Annotated in this window: 15 protein-coding genes and 1 pseudogene; 8 read left to right on the top strand and 8 right to left on the bottom strand. The window is 65.5% G+C overall.

The window, feature by feature from the left end:
- Positions 1 to 6: 6 nt before the first annotated feature.
- Positions 7 to 996 (bottom strand): YafY family protein, encoded by a 990-nt coding sequence (locus tag E4P29_RS17500; RefSeq protein ID WP_135046478.1) that lies wholly within the window; start codon positions 994 to 996, stop codon positions 7 to 9.
- Positions 997 to 1,200: 204 nt separating this feature from the next.
- On the opposite strand from E4P29_RS17500, the gene E4P29_RS17495 reads away from it, so the two are divergent.
- The 4 genes from E4P29_RS17495 (at position 1,201) to E4P29_RS17480 (ending at position 5,768) form a co-directional block, all read left to right on the top strand.
- Entirely contained in the window at positions 1,201 to 2,136 is a 936-nt protein-coding gene (locus E4P29_RS17495; protein ID WP_135046477.1) for a 4-(cytidine 5'-diphospho)-2-C-methyl-D-erythritol kinase, read from the top strand.
- Positions 2,136 to 3,932 carry an ABC-F family ATP-binding cassette domain-containing protein gene (locus E4P29_RS17490; RefSeq protein WP_135046476.1) on the top strand — a complete coding sequence of 599 codons (1,797 nt, stop codon included), beginning with the start codon at positions 2,136 to 2,138 and terminating at the stop codon, positions 3,930 to 3,932. Before E4P29_RS17495 ends, E4P29_RS17490 begins: the two co-directional genes overlap by 1 nt.
- A 108-nt stretch (positions 3,933 to 4,040) precedes the next feature.
- Positions 4,041 to 4,724, top strand: coding sequence for a DUF4166 domain-containing protein (locus E4P29_RS17485; RefSeq protein ID WP_032364166.1), 684 nt, complete (start codon positions 4,041 to 4,043; stop codon positions 4,722 to 4,724).
- A gap of 45 nt (positions 4,725 to 4,769) precedes the next feature.
- The gene (locus E4P29_RS17480) at positions 4,770 to 5,768 is read left to right on the top strand and encodes an enoyl-CoA hydratase/isomerase family protein (protein ID WP_135046475.1); all 999 of its coding nucleotides are present in this window, start codon (positions 4,770 to 4,772) and stop codon (positions 5,766 to 5,768) included.
- 11 nt (positions 5,769 to 5,779) lie between these two features.
- Here the strand turns inward: E4P29_RS17480 and E4P29_RS17475 are convergent, their stop codons facing one another.
- From E4P29_RS17475 to E4P29_RS17465, 3 genes are all read right to left on the bottom strand, one after another.
- The gene (locus tag E4P29_RS17475) at positions 5,780 to 6,391 is read right to left on the bottom strand and encodes a hypothetical protein (RefSeq protein WP_135046474.1); all 612 of its coding nucleotides are present in this window, start codon (positions 6,389 to 6,391) and stop codon (positions 5,780 to 5,782) included.
- A gap of 147 nt (positions 6,392 to 6,538) precedes the next feature.
- Complete coding sequence (pnuC, locus tag E4P29_RS17470; RefSeq protein WP_135046473.1) at positions 6,539 to 7,192, bottom strand: nicotinamide riboside transporter PnuC; 654 nt, start codon at positions 7,190 to 7,192, stop codon at positions 6,539 to 6,541.
- 9 nt (positions 7,193 to 7,201) lie between these two features.
- Positions 7,202 to 8,884 carry a peptide chain release factor 3 gene (locus E4P29_RS17465; RefSeq protein ID WP_027496083.1) on the bottom strand — a complete coding sequence of 561 codons (1,683 nt, stop codon included), beginning with the start codon at positions 8,882 to 8,884 and terminating at the stop codon, positions 7,202 to 7,204.
- A 129-nt stretch (positions 8,885 to 9,013) separates the two neighbouring features.
- Here E4P29_RS17465 and E4P29_RS17460 point away from each other — a divergent pair, with 129 nt between their 5' ends.
- A complete protein-coding gene (locus E4P29_RS17460) occupies positions 9,014 to 10,648 on the top strand; it encodes a fatty acyl-AMP ligase (protein WP_135046472.1) in 1,635 nt (544 codons plus the stop codon).
- Here E4P29_RS17460 and pth read toward each other — a convergent pair whose 3' ends face one another.
- The 3 genes from pth to E4P29_RS17445 all read right to left on the bottom strand — a co-directional run bounded on the left by pth (position 10,649) and on the right by E4P29_RS17445 (position 12,781).
- Positions 10,649 to 11,242, bottom strand: a complete 594-nt coding sequence (gene pth, locus E4P29_RS17455) for an aminoacyl-tRNA hydrolase (protein WP_135046471.1) — start codon at positions 11,240 to 11,242, stop codon at positions 10,649 to 10,651.
- An 82-nt stretch (positions 11,243 to 11,324) separates the two neighbouring features.
- Positions 11,325 to 11,987 carry a 50S ribosomal protein L25/general stress protein Ctc gene (locus E4P29_RS17450; protein ID WP_135046470.1) on the bottom strand — a complete coding sequence of 221 codons (663 nt, stop codon included), beginning with the start codon at positions 11,985 to 11,987 and terminating at the stop codon, positions 11,325 to 11,327.
- A 185-nt stretch (positions 11,988 to 12,172) separates the two neighbouring features.
- A complete protein-coding gene (locus tag E4P29_RS17445; protein WP_135046469.1) occupies positions 12,173 to 12,781 on the bottom strand; it encodes a TetR/AcrR family transcriptional regulator in 609 nt (202 codons plus the stop codon).
- A gap of 74 nt (positions 12,782 to 12,855) precedes the next feature.
- Here E4P29_RS17445 and E4P29_RS17440 point away from each other — a divergent pair.
- Positions 12,856 to 13,686: pseudogene (locus tag E4P29_RS17440) on the top strand (DMT family transporter); the annotation flags it as partial.
- Positions 13,687 to 13,731: 45 nt separating this feature from the next.
- Here E4P29_RS17440 and E4P29_RS17435 read toward each other — a convergent pair.
- Complete coding sequence (locus E4P29_RS17435) at positions 13,732 to 14,901, bottom strand: aminotransferase class V-fold PLP-dependent enzyme (RefSeq protein WP_135046468.1); 1,170 nt, start codon at positions 14,899 to 14,901, stop codon at positions 13,732 to 13,734.
- Between the two features lie 142 nt (positions 14,902 to 15,043).
- Here E4P29_RS17435 and egtA point away from each other — a divergent pair, with 142 nt between their 5' ends.
- Both egtA and E4P29_RS17425 read left to right on the top strand, forming a co-directional pair.
- Positions 15,044 to 16,285, top strand: coding sequence for an ergothioneine biosynthesis glutamate--cysteine ligase EgtA (gene egtA, locus E4P29_RS17430; RefSeq protein WP_135046467.1), 1,242 nt, complete (start codon positions 15,044 to 15,046; stop codon positions 16,283 to 16,285).
- Positions 16,282 to 16,921, top strand: a 640-nt coding sequence (locus E4P29_RS17425; RefSeq protein ID WP_245154385.1) for a DinB family protein, incomplete at its 3' end; no start/stop codon positions are given. The genes egtA and E4P29_RS17425, both read left to right, overlap by 4 nt.

Below are 16,921 nucleotides of genomic sequence, written 5' to 3'. Positions count from 1 at the left end.
ATTGACTCACGCGTCGGTTACCGGAGGGTGAACCGCGGCAAGGTATCGCCGTTCGAGGGCCGCGTGACGCTCGGCGACCACGCGGCACTCGTCGTTCAGTTCCGGCGGATCGAGCACGGTGAAGTCGGTGTCGAATGCCGCCAGCCAGCGGGCGATCGACGGCAGGGAGTCGCCCGAGAGCACCAGCGCGCACGAGGTGTCGTCGATGGATTCGATTGTGCCCCATTGCTCGTCGACCATCGGGGCGATCGTCTCGATCGGTGCATGCAAACGAATACGTGCCTGAACCTGGGTGAACGCGCGGTCGATTCCCTGCGAGACAAAAGCCGCCGCGCCGCCCGCAGGCAACTCCCGCGGGGTGAACCGCGGGCCCGTGGGAATCTTCGGGGTGAGCCGATCCACCCGATACGATCGCCAATCCTGGCGCAGCACATCCCAACCCAGCAGATACCACCGCGCTCCCGCCCGAACCAAGCTGTAGGGCTCCACTTCGCGACGAGACTCCGAACCGTCGTGCTTGCGGTAGTCGAATCGCAGTCGCTCGTGCCCATGGCACACCGCAGCCACCGTCGACAGCACCGCCGCATCCACCGCAGACCGCGGAGTGTGCTCCACCACGTCGATCCGGAGGGCGTCGAGCCGATGCCGGATACGCGATGGCATCACCTGCCGCAGCTTCGTCAACGCACGCAACGACGCCTCGCCGATCCCCGCCACCGACCCACCGGCCGCCGACTGCAGGCCGAACGCCACCGCCAACGCCTCGTCGTCGTCGAGCAACAACGGCGGCATCTCGGCACCCGGCCCCAATTGATAGCCGCCGCCGACGCCCGGCGTCGCATTGACCGGATAGCCGATCTCGCGCAGCTTGTCGACATCGCGCCGCAGCGTACGAGGCGTCACGTCGAGCCGTTCCGCAAGCTCTGCACCCGCCCAATCGCGCCGGGTCTGCAGTAGCGACAGCAGCCGCAACAGCCGGGCCGAGGTTTCCTTCATGTCCACACAATGCCACCGAATGCGGACACCTTCGGTCCTCTTTGTGCTCTTCTTGCCGCCACCGAAGTCCACTCAACGTGACATTGACCCCCGAAAAGTCCACTAAACGTCACATTGACTCCCCATCGGCGCACGGTCGCGTACCCCGAGCTGGACCGCCTGATGGTGAACCCGGCCCCTGTTTCTCCACTACTGTGGTTAAACGTGCTATCTGTCGTTCCCACGCCCGTTGTCGTTCGGGCCCCGTCGAAGGTGAATCTGCATCTTTCGGTCGGTGACCTGCGTCCCGACGGCTTTCACGAGTTGACGACGGTGTTCCAAGCGCTGTCTCTCTCCGACGAGTTGTCGGTCGTTCCGGCGAAGGCGTTGTCGGTTCGGGTGCGCGGCGACGACGCGAAGGTCGTTCCGACGGATTCGCGGAACCTGGTCTGGAAGGCCGCGGAGTTGTTGGGCCGTCGGGTCGGGCGCGAGCCGTCGGTGGAGATCACCATCGACAAGGGCATTCCGGTGGCCGGCGGCATGGCGGGCGGTAGTGCCGATGCTGCCGCTACGTTGGTGGCGCTCAACGCGATGTGGCATCTCGAACTCTCGCGTGACGAGCTCGACGAGGTGGCGGCCGAACTCGGTAGCGATGTGCCGTTCTCGTTGCACGGCGGTACTGCCGTCGGGACCGGCCGCGGCGAGAAGTTGCTCCCGGTGCTCTCGCGCAACAGCTTTCATTGGGTTCTGGCATTGGCCAAGGGTGGTCTGCAGACGCCTGCCGTGTACGGCGAGCTCGATCAGTTGCGGGCCAAGGGCGACCCGCCCAGGCTCGGCGGAACCGAGGATCTGATGCATGCCCTGGCGTCGGGTGATGCGCGTGCCCTCGCGCCGCTGTTGGGGAACGATCTGCAGGCCGCTGCGGTGTCGCTGATGCCGCAATTGCGTCGCACGCTGAGAGCGGGCGTCACCGCGGGAGCGTTGGCGGGCATCGTGTCCGGCTCGGGCCCTACGTGCGCGTTCCTGTGCGCCGATGCCGATGCGGCGGTGTCGGTGAGCGCTGAATTGTCCGGTGCAGGCGTGTGCCGCACCGTCCGTGTTGCGAGTGGACCGGTTCCCGGTGCTCGTGTGGTCACTAGTGAATCGAATGGTTTTTCCTGATGGTCAATCTCGTCAATCTCGAAAACGTCAGCAAGTCCTTCGGCGTCAAGCCATTGCTCGACGGCGTCTCCCTCGGTGTGCAGGAGGGCGAACGCATCGGCATGGTCGGCCTCAACGGCGGCGGCAAGACCACCACCCTCGAGGTTCTCGCCGGCATCGAACCCCCCGATTCGGGACGCGTCAGTCGCGTCAACGGCCTGCGGATGGCCGTCGTCACGCAGCGCGGCGTGTTGCCGCCCGGGTCGACGGTCGGTCAGGTGGTACTCGATCCGCTCGGGATGGCCGAGCACGAGTGGGCCGGCGACTCCCGGGTGCGAAACATCCTGACGGGTATCGGTATTGCCGATCTGGGTCCGGCCGGTAGCTCCGGACTCGACGCGCCGATCGACAATCTTTCCGGTGGCGAGCGTCGACGAGTCGCGTTGGCAGCGGCCCTGGTTCAGGATCTGGATCTGTTGGTGCTCGATGAGCCCACCAACCACCTCGACGTCGAGGGCGTGCAGTGGCTGGCGGCGCATCTGGTGAGCCGTCGGAGCGCGTTGGTGGTCGTCACGCACGATCGCTGGTTCCTCGATACCGTCGCCAACCGCACGTGGGAAGTGGTCGGCGGCGGTGTCGAGGCCTACGAGGGTGGCTACAACGACTGGGTGTTCGCTCGCGCCGAGCGCTCCCGTCAGGCCGACGCATCGGAGGAGCGGCGCCGCAACCTCGCCCGCAAGGAGTTGGCGTGGCTGCGCCGCGGTGCCCCGGCCCGCACGTCCAAGCCGAAGTACCGCATCGAGGCGGCCGAGGCTCTGATCGCCGACGTCCCCGCCCCACGTGACTCCGTCGCGTTGTCCTCGTTCGCTCAGCGCCGTCTCGGCAAAGTCGTCATCGAACTCGAGGACGCGCGTCTGGAGACTCCCGACGGCCGCGAATTGGTCAAGGACTTCACGTGGCGTCTGGCTCCAGGTGAGCGCGTCGGTCTCGTCGGCGTCAACGGTTCGGGTAAGACGACGATGCTCCGCACGCTCGCCGGTGAACTACAGCCTGCTGCTGGTAAGCGCATCCAAGGCCAGACCGTCAAGATCGGTTGGCTGAAGCAGGAATTGGACGACCTGCCCAAGAAGCTGCGAGTTCTCGATGCGGTCAAGGAAGTGGCCGAGCGGATCACGTTGGGCGACAGAGAAATCTCTGCGGGGCAGCTGGCGGAGCGGCTCGGCTTCACCCCTGCGCGTCAGCGCACCCCCGTCGGAGATCTCTCCGGCGGTGAGCGTCGTCGGCTGCAGCTCACTCGTGTGTTGATGGCCGAGCCGAACGTGCTGCTACTCGACGAGCCGACCAACGACCTGGACATCGACACCCTCCAGCAGCTCGAGGACATCCTCGACGGCTGGGCGGGCACTCTGGTCGTCATCAGCCACGACCGGTACCTGATCGAGCGCATATGTGATTCGACGTGGGCATTGTTCGGCGACGGCAAGCTCACCAATCTGCCCGGCGGCATCGAGGAGTACCTCCGTAGGCGGGCCATTCTCGCTGCTGACGCGACGCCGGACTCGCTGACCACCGGCTCGGTACCGCGCAAGGCCACCCGTGACGCCGCGTCCGAGCGCGCTGCTCGCAAGGAGCTCAGCAAGCTCGAGAAGCTCGTCATTCGCCTGTCCAAGCGAGAGACCGAACTGCACGCCGAACTCGCCGACGCGTCCACCGAGCAGGGCAAGCTCGTTGCTCTCGACACCGAGCTCAAGCAGGTCCTGGCGGACAAGGACGTCGCCGAGGAACGTTGGATGGAATTGGCCGCCGAACTGGAATGAGCGGCCCCGCCGCCATGTGGGTGGCTGAGTAGAGCCTGCGCCATGTGAGTGGTAACTCGTAACCTGCTACGAAGTTTCGTGCACATGCGCGCAGCGCATACTGTGGTCATGGCATCGGTCGTCGCAGAAGTGATGGGTTCGGATTTCGCTCGTCTGCATCCCAAGGTCCAATGGCGTTTCGGTTTGCAGTCTTCGGATCATCGGGCTCAGTTCGGGGTCGGTGTGATGGAGGAGATGACTCATTCTCGTCTCGTTCCGCCGCCGCTGCTGTGGGCCGGTCGCAAGCGTGGCCTGTTTCCTGCGGGGGTGGGTAAGGATGTGCCCTTCACCATCGCCAACTACGCGTACGTCGACGAATTAGGCCGCGAGACAATGTCTTTCGTGCGTCGATTCGCGTTCGCCGCGCGTCCGCAGGGGATGAATTCGGTGATGGTGTCGTCCGCCGAATCCGACGCGTATGCGCTGGACTATCTGGGATTTTCCTCGGACATGGTGGTGCACACCACGTGTGCGGTCGACTCCGACGGAGGGTTGGTGCTCGAGAGCGAGGTGCCGCGGTTTCTGCTCGGTCCCATTGCGCCGAAGTTGCCGAAGGTGGCCTCCGCGGTCACGATCGGCCGCGAATGGTGGGACGCGGCAGAGGAACGGCACCGCATCGAGATCGAAGTCAAGAGCCCGGTGCTCGGCCAGTTGTTTCTGTATCGCGGGTGGTTCACCGCCGAGGAGCGCGAGTGCCGTCCCGCCGACATACCGTCCGACGCGCGGCCACGCTCGATCGAATCACGCGAATAGCGCTACTGTTACGCGTCGATCGAAGCAGGTGAAAGGGAGTCCGCATTGGCCGTAGTCGAAGCCGAGGTAGTCGGTGGTGTCGGGCATATCGTCCTGAACCGGCCGGAGGCCCTGAACTCGTTGAACGAGGCCATGATCCACGGCATTCGTGCGGCACTCGATGCGTGGCGGGACGACGACACCGTCGGTTCGGTTCTGGTGACGAGCAGTTCACCGCGCGCGTTCTGCGCCGGCGGAGACATCAAGGCCATCAGGCAGGCCGTGATCGACGGCGACCGAGAAGCCGGGCCGCGCTACTTCTCTGCCGAGTACGACCTCGACGAGATCATTGCGACGTACCCCAAGCCGTATGTGGCGGTCATCGAGGCCGCGGCGTTCGGGGGAGGGCTGGGAATCTCGGTTCACGGCAGCGTGCGGATCGTGACCGAGAAGGCTGTCATGGCGATGCCGGAGACCGCGATCGGCTTCGTTCCCGATGTGGGTTCGAGCTATTTCCTGTCGCGGTTGCCCGATCGCATCGGCCGCTACTTGGCACTGACGGGTACCCGAATCACCGGATCCGACGCTGTGACACTGGGATTGGCGACACACTTCTGCCCCAGCGAATCCGTCCAGGCGCTGAAGGACGACATTCTCGGCGGCACCGATCTCGGTGAAGCGTTGGAGCGATACACGGCCCCGCCGCCGACGACGGAGCTGTCGTTCGACGCGAAGGCGGTGGCCACGGTGTTCGAGAAGACGTCGCTCGTCGACATCATCGACGCATTGGAGTGCGACACCGCATGGTCTCGCACCACGAAGACTCAGTTGGCAACGCTGTCGCCGACGTCCTTGATGGCCACCGATGCCCTGATCGAGCGGGCTGCGAACAGTTCGTTGCGGGAGTGCCTCGATCGCGAGTTGCGGCTGGCGACATGGATCATCACCGAACCGGACTTCGCGGAGGGTGTGCGCGCAGTGTTGGTCGACAAGGACCGCGCGCCGCAGTGGAAGCCTCTGGTGCTCGAGATGGTGCGACCAGAGGCCTTCCAGCAGCTGCTGTGACCGTCAGCGGGTCAGCGGTAACCCTTGGCGGGGTTCTGCAGATCCAGCACGATCGTCTGGCCGTTGGAACGCACGTGGATCTCCGGGTTCTGCAGACCACCGGAGACGAGGTATTCGCCGAGGAGCTGAAGCAGCTCGTCGGGGCCGACGGAGGTGTCCGGAGTGCGGATGTCGCCGGTACGGCTGCCGAGTTCGTTCTGGGTCAGCCGACCCGCGATACGCACCGACGCGACGCCCATGGCGGTACGACGGTCGGGTGCTTGGCCGCGGCCGAGCGACGGCGACGTGCTGGCGCTGGAGGCGTGAGCGGTGGAACGGCCGTTGGTAGGCAGGCCGTGTTCTGAGATCTGATCGCTGGTGGTCACTTCAACCTCGTTCGATTCCGTGGCGGGCTTCTCTGATGCTGCGGGCTGTGGAGCGGATACCGTGTCGGTGGGCGTGACCACTGCCGCCGGAAAATCGGTGGTGGTTTCGGCCGCCTTCTCGGCGGGTGCAGCTACCGAACTGTCGGTGCGGGCACCGTTGGACGGAGTGGAATCGGACTTCGGCGGCGTCGCCAAACGATGTGCGGGAGCGCCACCGACCTTGATCCCGGCCAATGGGTAGTTCGTTCCCTTAGTCATGTCGTTTTCCACTTCATCGTGATTCTCGGGTGGTTCCGCGCCGAGACGCCATGATCGGAGAACTCACATGACGCCCAACTCGGCGTCGAGCACGCCAAAACGTACTCGAAGTTTGTTCGGACCGCCTGAGAGTAGCATCACGATTGTTTAGATCGCCATTTTTTGGTCCAAAGGCTTGTTCTGGATCCTGAACCACACCACGAAACCCCAGGTCACGAACGCGGCGTATACCAAGTAAAGGACAGCGGACGGGTAGAAACCGGCGATCACCAGCAGCGGGACGCCCACGACGTCCACCGCGATCCAGATGAGCCAGAATTCGGTGAGCCCGCGGGCCATGCCGAACGTCGCCAGCATCGAGCCGGTGAAGATCCACGCATCGGCCCACTTGCCGAACGAGCCCAGGTACCCGAACAGCTGCGCGAACACCACCGTTCCGACGACTGCAACGGCGATCATCACGAGCCGCTCGCGGGCAGTGCCCCAGCGCGGAACGACCGCGGCCCCCGAGCTCTTGGAACCGCGCATCCACCGGGCCAGCCCGTAGGCGCTGACGGCGATGAACATCAGCTGCCGTCCGGCCTGTCCGTACAGATCCAGTGCCTGCGGAGTGTGGAACACCCCGCCCATGAAGACGGTGAACAGCAGCGCATTTCCGATGATCCCCACCGGCCACGCCCACACGACTCGACGCATCCCGCCGACCGCGGAGAGCAGTCCGAAGCCGTTCCCGATCACCTCGCGCCACAGCACCGGGTGGCCCAGCACACTGAATTCGGCGTCGAGCAGATCTGTCAGCACCGCGAAAAGCTACTGATCGCCTGCAGCGACGAGGGGCTCGAGGGTGAGCTCGGGCATCTCCTTCTGGATGTACTGCAGTCGCCATTTGTCGCTGACGAGAGCCAGCAGGGCGCCGTCGGTCCGGGTGAAGATCTCGACGCCGCGCTGGCGGCCCAATTCGACGGCCGACGCCGCGTCGGTGCGACGAGCGAGTGAGTAACCCAACGGTTCCATCCGAGCGTCGACGCCGAATTCGGTCTTCATTCGTGCGGTGACCACCTCGAACTGCATCGGGCCGACGGCCGCGAGAACCGGGGAGGCATCGCCGCGAATGTCGTTGCGTAGCACCTGAACCACGCCTTCGGAGTCAAGTTGCTCGACGGCTCGGCGGAACTTCTTGTACTTGTCGGCGCTGTCGACGCGCAATGCCGAGAAGTGCTCGGGTGCGAACGATGGGATCGGTGGGAACTCGACCTTCTTGTCGGTGTAGAGCGTGTGGCCGGGCGCGAGCGCGGTGGCGTTGACCAGACCGACGATGTCGCCGGGGTAAGCGTTCTCGACCGTCGTCCGGTCCCGCCCGAAGACGGTGAGCGCGTACTTGGTGGTGAACGGCTTCTTGGTCTGTGCGTGCGTGACGACCATGCCGCGCTCGAACACGCCCGAGACCACGCGCATGAAGGCCAGGCGGTCCCGGTGTGCGGTGTCCATGCCGGCCTGCACCTTGAACACGACGGCGCTGAAGGGATCGGTCACCGCGCGCACCCCGTCGGAGACATCGGCACGGGGGCCGGGTGCGGGGGCCAGCGCCACCAGGGTGTCGAGGATCTGGCGCACGCCGAAGTTCAGCATCGCCGAGCCGAAGATCACCGGCGACGTCTGGCCGGCGAGGAACATCTCCTGGTCGTGTTGCTGGCCGCTCGAGATCAGCAAATCGCTCTCCTCGACGGCGGTGTCCCAGTCGACGCCCTCGCGCTGCGCGGCGGCCTCGGCCGTCATGAATTCCTCGGGCGCGATCGTGGCACCACCCGCGGTTCGGGTGAAGCGGATGTAACTGCCGTCCTGCACATCGAGCAGGCCACGGAAGTCACCCGCGATGCCGACGGGCCAGTACAGCGGCGTCGGCGTCAGGCCGATACGTGACTCGATCTCGTCGAGCAGTTCGAGCGGGGACTGACCCGGGCGGTCCCACTTGTTGATGACGGTGATGACCGGGATCCCGAACTGGCGGCACACCTGGAACAGCTTGAGGGTCTGCGGCTCGAGGCCCTTCGCGGCGTCGATGAGCATGACGGCCGCGTCGACCGCCGTCAGGACGCGGTAGGTGTCCTCGGAGAAATCGGCGTGCCCGGGGGTATCGACGAGGTTGATCACGTTGGTGACCTCGGCGTCGGGGGAGGTCTGGTAATTGAACTGCAGCGCAGTCGAACTCACCGAAATGCCGCGCGCCTTCTCCATCTCCATCCAGTCCGAGACCGTGGAGCGGCGGCCGGCCTTGCCGTGAATGGCGCCGGCCTCGGAGATGACGCGGGCGTGCAGGGCGAGGGCCTCGGTGAGCGTCGACTTACCGGCATCGGGGTGTGAGATCACCGCGAATGTTCGACGCCTCGCGACCTCGAAATCGAGTTCCCTGGCCGAGTGTCGAGCGGGGCCGGAGTTCGGTCCTGACCCGTCGAGTGCTGCATCGACGTCGGGGGAACTGGGCGGGGTACTCACGAAGGCCTCTATCTCGTAGTCACGGCAACGGCAAAGGTCAAGGATACGCGGCCGGTAACGGTCACCGGTCATCGCGGGATTGCTTAGGGTGAGGGACGCGGAAGGACCGTCGAACGAGGAGATGACGCGTTGAGCAAGTTCACCGACGAGATGTTCGAGACCGCAAGCAGCAGCAAGCGTGGTTTGGTCACCGGGGAGCCCGAGGCGGCGTTGCGCCAGTCGTGGGGTGAGATCCACGAGCAGGCGCGGCGGATGGCGGGCGCGCTGGCCGACGCAGGGGTCGAACACGGCGACGCGATCGGTATTCTCGCCGGCCAGCCCGTCGACATCGCACCTGCCTGCCAGGCCACGTGGATGCGCGGAGCGTCGGTGACGATGTTGCATCAGCCCACCCCGCGGACCGATCTGGCCGTCTGGGGCGAGGACACCGAAACCGTCGTCCGGATGATCGATGCGAAGGCGGTGATTCTGGGAGCCCCGTTCGACATCGCCGCACCGGTGCTCGTCGAGCGCGGCATCACCGTGCTGAAGATCGACGACATGAAGTCCGGTCGCGACATCGATCCGGTGCCGACGGCCGAGACCGACATCGCGCTGCAGCAGCTCACGTCCGGCTCCACCGGGTCGCCCAAGGCCGTGCGCATCACGCACGAGAACTTCTACGTCAATGCGTACGCGATGATCGATCGCATCGAGTTCGACGTGAATTCCGACGTCATGGTCAGTTGGTTGCCGCTCTTCCACGACATGGGCATGGTGGGCTTCCTGTCGGTGCCGATGCAGGTGGGTGCCGAGGTCGTGAGCATCACGCCGTTGGACTTCCTGCGCTCGCCGCTGTTGTGGGCCAAGCTCATCGACAAGTATCGCGGAACAGTCACTGCTGCACCCAATTTCGCGTACTCGCTACTGGCGCGTCGGCTGCGTCAGGCGGAGGACGATCTGGATCTGGATCTGTCCACGCTGCGTTACGCGTGGAACGGTGCCGAACCCGTCGACCCCGACACGATGATCGCGCTGGCCGAAGCGGGCGCGCCGTACAAGCTCGATCCGGCGGCCCTCGCGCCGGTCTACGGAATGGCGGAAACGACTCTCGCCGTGTCGATTCCGGACCCCGGCCAGGGGCAGGTGATAGACGTGGTCGACGCGGATCTACTCGAAACGCTCGGCCGCGCAGTCCCGTCCACCCGCGGCAACACCCGATCCCTGGCCACTCTCGGAAAGTTCGTTCCCGGTCTCGAAGGCCGCGTCGTGGACAAAGAAGGTCAGGTGCTCACCGCGCGCGGTGTCGGCATCATCGAGGTCCGTGGCAAGGCCGTCACTCCCGGATACATCACCGTCGAGGGCCCGGTGTCCACACAGGACGCCGACGGCTGGCTCGATACCGGCGACGTCGGCTACATCACCGAGGACGAACTGGTGGTCGTCTGCGGCCGGGTCAAGGACGTCATCATCATGGGCGGCCGCAACATCTATCCCACCGATATCGAACGAGCGGCGGGCACCGTCGCGGGAGTCCGGCCCGGTAACGCGGTCGCGATTCGTCTCGACGCCGGCGACAAGCGCGAAAGTTTCGCTGTTGCAGTCGAAACGAACGCCATCGACAACCCCGACGAGGTCAAGCGCATCGAGCGCGAAGTGGTCCACGCGGTGCATTCGGAGGTAGGAGTGCGCCCCCGCACGGTGGCAGTTCTGGGGCCGGGCAGCATTCCGAAGACGTCGAGCGGCAAACTGCGACGGGCCAATTCGATCTCGCTGCTGAACTGATCAGCGCGGGTGCACCTGGTTCTGGGCAGCCTCGAGACCGGTCTTCAGCAGTAGCTCGGCGGCGTCGGCGGCTTCTTCGATCACGACGCCGAGGTCCTTGCGTTCGGGGGTCGAGAAGGGCTTGAGCACGAACGACGCCGGATCCATCCGTCCCGGTGGGCGTCCCACGCCCACACGGACCCGGAGGTAGTCCTTGGTGCCGAGGTGCTGAGATATCGAGCGCAGACCGTTGTGCCCGCCCTCACCGCCGCCGAGCTTGAGTCGCAGTGCGCCGAAGTCGATGTCCAGTTCGTCGTGCACCACCACGATGTTCGCGGGGTCGACGGAGAAGAAGCGAGCCAACGCCGCCACCGGCTGGCCCGAAAGGTTCATGAACGTTCGCGGCTTCGCGACGACGACCGAACGGCCGTCGAGCCGGGCCTGCACGATGTCGGAATTGGACTTCTTGTGCGAGGAGAACGACGAGCCGACGCGTCCGGCAAGTGCATCGGCAACCATGAAGCCCACGTTGTGCCGAGTCTTGTCGTACTGCGGACCGGGGTTGCCGAGCCCGACTATCAGGGCGGGACCGTTTTCGGTGCTCACGGGCGTCATTCTTCCATCGATGGTTCGAAACGAACGGCGCGCCGTCTCCCGAAGGAGAACAGCGCGCCGCTCGAGATGCAGGGGGAGAAGATCAGCTCTCGTCGGAGCTGTCGTCGCCCTCGGAAGCTGCCTCTTCCTGAGTCTCGGCCTCGCCGGTCTCGGAGATCGGCTCGGTGCCTTCGCCGTCGGCCTCGAGGTCTTCCTCGGACGGTGCCTCGACGACGTTGACCAGGAGGGTCTCGCCGTCGGAGATGAGGGTGACGTCGGACGGCAGATCCAGGTCGGCTGCGGTGATCTGCGTGCCGATCTGAGCACCCTCGACGGAGACGACGAAGTTCTCCGGGATCTCGAGCGCGTCGGCCTCGATCTCGACGGAGGTCGAGTCGGTGGTGACGAGGGTGCCCGGTGCGGCGTCGCCCTCGACGATGACGTTGACCTCGACGGTGACGCGCTCGCCCTTGTTCAGGACGAGGAGGTCGGCGTGCTCGATGCTGCGACGGATCGGGTGCACGACGATCGACTTGGTCAGTGCCAGCTGCGACTTGCCGGCGATGTCGAGGGTGAGCACAGCGTTGGTGCCGTCGTTACGCAGCACGGCGGCGAATGCGCGGGCATCGAGTGCCAGGTGCTGGGGGTCGGTTGCGTGTCCGTACAGAACGGCGGGAACGAGGCCGTCGCGACGAGCGCGGCGTGCGGCACCCTTGCCGAATTCGGTGCGGACCTGTGCGGTGAGGTTGTTTACCTTCGATGCCATGGTGCTACATGCTCCTGATAACTGTGATCTGTGGTTCGTGCGGCGTACTTCGTCGGGCGGTCAAACTCGTCGGGGCGGACACGAACGAGCGCGGCCAACGGGGCCGAGCCGCGTCGATAACGGTGGATCCTGATGAGCCGGATCTACCCTCGCCGAGACAACCTGGAAGACAATACACGACCAGGTCACGTGCGCGGAAGTTCGACCCCTGCTACGAACTTCCGCTCACGTGCGAGCGCAGCGAGCAACTCGGCGGCCACCGACCGGGCGACGGCGATCGCGTCGTCCCGGCCGCCTGCGGTTCCCATGACCACCGCACCTTCGTGCAGCAGTGACAATCGAGTCCCGAGTTCTTCGGATTCGGGGTATCCGGCTTCGGCGGCCAAGCGTGCGAACAGCGATCGTGTCCACGCCTTTTCCGACTCTATGATGGCCAGCACCGGGCTGTCGGTGCCGCCGAACTCGGCGAACGCGTTGACGAATCCGCAGCCGCGATGGTTGTCGCGCATCCACAGGTCGAGTGCGTCGTAGACCCCGAGTACCCGCTGCTCACCCTGGTCGAGGGAATCGACGTACTGCGTCACGTGCGCGCACCACAGGTCGTATCGACGCTTCAGGTAACGCTGCACCAGGCCGTCCTTGGAGCCGAAGCGGTCGTACAGGGTCTTCTTGGTGGTGCCGGCTTCCTCGGCGATCAGGTCGACGCCGACGGCGCGGATTCCGCGGTCGTAGAAGAGCTCGCTCGCGACGGCGAGGATTCGTTCCGCTGCCGGGGTCAGTGGCTTGTCGTGCATGGTGACCTTTCGAAAGCGCTGGTCAGAATGGGGTGCACTGCGAGTATACAGACCTGTATGTTTACATCGCCTTCATGACATCACGCATCGACGTTCTCGCCGGTACAGCTCTGGTGATTCTGTGGAGTTCGGGCTTCATCGGAGCAGAACTCGGCACCGCCGAAGCTCCGGCCCACACGCTGCTGGCCTGGAGATATCTGGTAGCAGTCGTGCTCCTCATCGCCTGGTGCCGATGGCGACGACTCACCCCGACGTGGCACGCACTGCGCATCCACGCGGTCCTCGGCCTCTTCTGCCAGTTCCTCTACCTCGGTGCCACCATCACCGGCATCGGCATGGGAGTCCCTCCGGGCGTCGCCGCCCTGATCGCTGCATTGCAGCCGCTGGTGGTCGCGCTGGCATCGAGCAGGATTTTCGGCGAACGCGTCGGATCGAGAGGAATCCTCGGCCTCGTCGTCGGCATCGCCGGAGTGACGCTCGTTGTCGTCGGGGACCTGTCCGGTGCCGATCTCGCCTGGCCGGTCTATCTCCTTCCCGCCGCGGGCATGCTGGCGCTGTCGGCCGGGACGATCGGGCAGCGGCTACTGGATCCGAAAGAACCCATCGCGCTGGCCATGGCGATCCAATGTGGCATCAGCGCAGTCGGATTCATGACGTTGAGTGCACTTGCCGGTGACGCGGTACCGCCGATGACGACGGGTTTCTGGGCTGCGGTGGCGTGGACGGTGGTGCTGTCGACCTTCGGCGCATACGGCGCGTACCTGTTCGTCGTGCGCCGCAGTGGTCCGACTCGTGCCAGCGTGCTGCTCTACCTGACACCGCCGACGACGATGCTCTGGGCTTTCCTGATGTTCGGCGACGCGGTCACGTGGTTCGGTATCGCGGGCCTCGCAGTCTCGGGGATCGGGGTCGCCGCCTACCTCAGCGCACATCCGGACCGCAGGGCCCGCTCACGCACCGGCGAGCGCAGCGAGCATCGTGTCCAGCTCGGTGAAGGTGACGAAGTAGTGCGGAGATGCACGGACGACGGCGTCGAGTCCCCGGCCCGTCATGTCCAGTCGCGTGGAGCCGCGATGGCTCACCGTGACCGTCACGTTTCGGTCGGCAAGTCGATCGCGGACGGCCACCGGCTCCTCGCCGTCCACGGTGAACGAGACGATGCCGCTCTTGCGGTCACCGAGATCGTGGACGGTGACCCCAGGAATGCGTCGCATTCCGGCACGTAGGTAGTCGGCGCGCTCGGCGATGGCGTCGGCGACGTCGTCGACGCCCAGTTCGAGTAGATAGTCGACGGCCGCGCCGAGTGCGAGCCGAGCTGCGACGTCGCATTCCCAGAACTCGAAACGTGTTGCGTCGTCGGCCATTCGGTAGGTGGACGAGTCCTCCCACTGCGCGCTGTGCAGATCGAGAGCCGGTGGATGCAAGCTCGCGGCCAATTCCGGTCGCAGGTACAGGAACCCGGTACCTCGGGGCCCCCGTAGCCACTTGCGTCCGGTGGCCGACAGGGCGTCGACGCCGAGTTCGTCCACGTTCACCCGCAACTGGCCGATCGACTGACAGGCGTCGAGCAGGACGAGGGCACCGTGCCGATGGGCGAGATCGGCCACTGCGCGGGCCGGGTTGATCAAGCCTCCGTTGGTGGGCGCGTGCACGACCGACACCACCTTGACCCGGTCGTCGAGCATCTGCTCGAGTGCGTCGACGTCGATGCACCCCGATGCGTCGCTCGGAATCACCTCGACGGTGGCCCCGGAGACCTCGGCACGGTGCAGCGCGGAAATGGCGTTACTGGCGTATTCGGCCTCGCACAGCAGGATTCGATCCCCGGCCGACAACGGCACCGAGTAGAAGAAGTCGGACCAGGCACGAGTGGCGGAATCGCTCAGAGCGATGGTCGACGCCGGTGCCCCGATCAGGATTCCGATCGATGTCTTGACCGCCGCGAGATCGTCGACGCGTTCGCTCGCGGCCCGGTACCCGCCGATCTCCGCCTCGCGGCGCAGATGGGCGATCGCGGTGTCGACGACGACGGTGGGCGGCAGCGAGGAGCCGGCGCTGTCGAGAAATACCCGGCCCGACGCACCAGGGGTTTCGCGGCGAATGCGGTCGTGATCGAGCATCGATAGTCCTTCCGGTAGCGAACTCTCGGGCATCAGGGTTCCACAATCGGTAGCCTCGATACGACGCGGGATCTCGGCGTTTTCGATCCTGGCAGCTGGGTACATTGCGTAGTCGGATCGCGGTGAGTGGGAAGAAGGAAATGTGTCCTCCAACGAGAAGTCCCTCGAGCTGAGCACACGCCCAGCCATCGAGGCATATGTGTCGAAGGTGTGTTTCAAGCTGGGGCCACCGTCGCTCATCGGTGCCGAACTCGAATGGCTCACCGCCCTCGACGACGGTTCGCGGCCCTCCCTGTCAGCTCTGGCCGCTGCGCTCGGTGATCACTCCCCGCGCAGTATCGCTCCCGAATCACCCGCCCTGACGCTGCCGGGCGGAAGTATCGTCACCGTCGAACCGGGCGGCCAAGTCGAATTGTCCAGTTCGCCTTCTATTTCCGTTTCCCAGCTCGAACCGCTGCTCGACGCCGATGCCCGTCTGTTGCACGACATGCTCGGTCGCGACGGCATCTCCATCAACGCGGTTCCCGCCGACGCCGTGCGAGATCCCGAACGACTTCTGGTCCTGCCGCGGTACTGCGCGATGGAGAACCGTTTCACCACCATCGGTCCCTTCGGCAAGCTGATGATGTGCAACACCGCCGCTACCCAGGTCAGTGTCGACGCCGGACGTGATCGGGCCGAGGTCACGGCGCGGTGGCAGATGCTGCACGCCGTCGGCCCGGCTTTCGTCGCCGCGTTCGCGCGGTCTCCCGAGCTCGCCGGTGCACCGGCGGGTGCGTGGGCATCGCAGCGAATGCGGACCTGGCTGGAACTCGATTCCAGCCGGACGACGGTGCCGAACACGGGCGATCCGATCGCCGATTACGCGCGGTGGGCCCTCGACGTTCCGCTCCTTTGCATCAGGGGAACCACCCAGAACTGGGAAGCGCCGTCCGGCATCACGTTTGCGCAGTGGCTCGACGATCCGGGCGTTGTCGGTCGCCCGGCAACCTTCGGCGACCTCGATTACCACCTGACGACGCTGTTCCCGCATGTCCGAGCCTGCGGGCACCTCGAAATCCGTTACCTCGACGGGCAACCCGACGGGCAGTGGGTGATACCGGCCGCCGCGTTCGAGGCGCTGTTGTCGACACCCGAGCTGGTGGCTCGCGCCACCGAGATCGGCGCAGGCACGGCCGGTCGGTGGCTCGATGCTGCCCGCGCAGGTCTGGCCGATGGCGAGCTGCGCAGGGCCGCAAGCGAAGTGCTCGATCTCGCATCGTCCGCGGTAGGAGAGTTCTCCCAGCAGTTGCGTGCGGCATCTCGGAGATGTCGCGCAGGTATTTCGCCCCACGAATTCGATGCGGTCTCGCCCACATCGCAGAGCCGAAAGGAATCGGTGTGAGCGCCGAAGAACTCAGGACCAGGATCGAGACCGTGCTGACTCGGAGCCGGTCCCGCAGCGCCGCGCTCACCGAGTGCCTGGACGAAACCGAACTGATGGCTCAACATTCGCCGCTGATGAGTCCGCTGATCTGGGATCTGGCACACATCGGCAGTCAGGAAGAACTCTGGCTCGTGCGCGATGTCGGTGGCCGCGACCCGGTGCGGCCGGACATCGACGAGTTGTACGACGCGTTCAAGCATTCGCGTTCGTCGCGAACGTCCCTGCCGCTCCTGACGCCCGAGGAAGCGCGTGCCTACGTGCAGACCGTTCGAGACAAGGCCTGGGACGTGTTGGAGCACAGCACGTTCGAGGGCCGGCCGGTCGAGAAGCATGGGTTCGCGTTCGGAATGATCGCCCAACACGAGCAGCAGCACGACGAAACCATGCTGGCAACCCACCAGTTGCGTTCCGGTCCTGCTGTTCTCACCGCTCCCGCACCGCCGACGTCCACGACGCCGGTCGCAGGGGAAGCCATCGTTGCGGGCGAGCCGTTCACGATGGGAACCTCCCTGGACCCGTGGGCGCTGGACAACGAGCGGCCCGCACACCCTGTGCACGTGCCGACCTTCGCCATCGACCGCGCCCCGATCACCA

It is taken from the genome of Rhodococcus sp. 1R11 (assembly GCF_004563845.1).
Taxonomy (GTDB): domain Bacteria; phylum Actinomycetota; class Actinomycetes; order Mycobacteriales; family Mycobacteriaceae; genus Rhodococcoides.
The sequence above is the reverse complement of the archived record's forward strand: the minus strand, read 5'-3'. Positions and strand labels throughout refer to the sequence as shown.